Source organism: Bacillus sp. AP50, from assembly GCF_040492675.1.
Taxonomy (GTDB): domain Bacteria; phylum Bacillota; class Bacilli; order Bacillales; family Bacillaceae_G; genus Bacillus_A; species Bacillus_A cereus.
On sequence record NZ_JBEUTW010000716.1, the window covers coordinates 1 to 1,661 of the forward strand.

Consider the following 1,661-nt stretch of genomic DNA (forward strand, 5'->3'; position numbering starts at 1 on the left):
TTGTGTTTGAGTTCATTTGTTTTCCCTCCGTTTTGGATATATCTTCATTCTATCATATTTGAATAGAAAATATTGAATGGGCCGTTCTTATTTGCAATATTCATCGGTTAAAGGGGTACAACCGAGATACGTGTAAAAATAGGCCATAGCCTTACTTTTTTCCAACTATGACCTATTGAGCTTATAGGGGGAGCACCACATCACCATCAAGCTAAAGTTTTGAAGTACCCTCTAAATGAAATTTTTCTTTCTCTACATAACGTGAGCTAATTGATACTACGAAATACAAAAACATCCTGCATGTTTGAACCATGCAGGATGTTTTCTAGTCTTTGTTTTTCATAATGTAAGAAACCAGACGAAGGATCTCTAGATATAACCATACTAATGTCATCATAAGTCCTACTGCGCTGTACCATTCCATATACTTTGGTGCTCCACTATGAGTACCATGTTCAATTGAATCAAAATCTAGTAATAAATCTAATGCAGCAACAACAATTACAATTGCACTTATGATAATACTAATTGTCCCACCTTGATGAATATATGGAACAGTCACCCCTAAGATGCTCAATAAGAAAACAATAAAATACATAATAAAAATTCCAAGTGTTGCAACCGTTACAACCGCACGAAACTTTTTAGTTACTTTTACTATTCGAGTTGCGTATAACACTAACATGGAAAATAAAATCGAAATTGTTAGTAATACGGCAGTTAAAGCGATAGAATCACCAAAGCGCATTGTATAATATGCTGAAATACTTCCTAATAAAACCCCTTGTAATATTGCGTAAATCGGTGCGCAAATTGGGGATATGCGCGGAACGAATATAACCACAAAAGCGACAATTAGAGTAACTATTATAATTCCAATTAACACGGGTATTTTCATTGTCTCTTGTGTCATCTGTACGTAGGAATAGACAGATGCTGCAAGAAGTAAGATAAGCAAAATGAATGTTTTCCCTATCGTTCCACCTATTGTCATCGTAGAAGCGCTTGTCTTCTCTTCATGGAATTTGTCTTTTTTTAACATTGGATTAGATGTTCTCATGCTTTCCTCCCAAAATATCTTTTACTTATAAAGTGATTTTTTATATCTCTAATTTCTTATTGATAATGCGACCTGTAATCGCTACGAGTACAATTATTAACAAGCAAGTAAAACATAGACCCAAAATAGTGAAATCTTCAATAGGGTAAAATGATGTATCAAAAAAATCATTCTTATCTATGAACCCAGAACTTTTAATAGTAACTGCATATTTCTCTAATTTACTTAACACATTCATTACTATTGTTTGTATTGTTGAAAAGATAGCAACGAAAATGATGAATAAAATTATTTTACTCATCCATGACTTCACTGGAAACAGCCTTATAATGGCTATGATAAAATAACAAGAAATAAGGATACTCATGAAATCGATTCCCCATAAAAGAAAAGCAAATATGTGTTGGAAGATTCCGTAACTATACAACTTGTGATATTCTTGTCGAAATTCTCCGGTTACTTCCCCACCATAAAGACTCGGATTATAACCAATTACTTTTCCATCATAAAGACTTTGTGAAAAATAATATGAAAAAATTAAGCCTATACCTAATAAAATAATAAACATTAATGTAAAAAATAATAAATTCGTATATATATA

2 protein-coding genes are annotated in these 1,661 nt (G+C 32.2%); both read right to left on the reverse strand.

Annotated features, from left to right (window positions below; translation table 11 throughout):
* Positions 1-325: 325 nt before the first annotated feature.
* Complete coding sequence (locus ABWK52_RS28755; protein ID WP_098294311.1) at positions 326-1,060, reverse strand: Bax inhibitor-1/YccA family protein; 735 nt, start codon at positions 1,058-1,060, stop codon at positions 326-328.
* A 40-nt stretch (positions 1,061-1,100) separates the two neighbouring features.
* Positions 1,101-1,661, reverse strand: a 561-nt coding sequence (locus ABWK52_RS28760; RefSeq protein ID WP_353772347.1) for an ABC transporter permease, incomplete at its 5' end; no start/stop codon positions are given.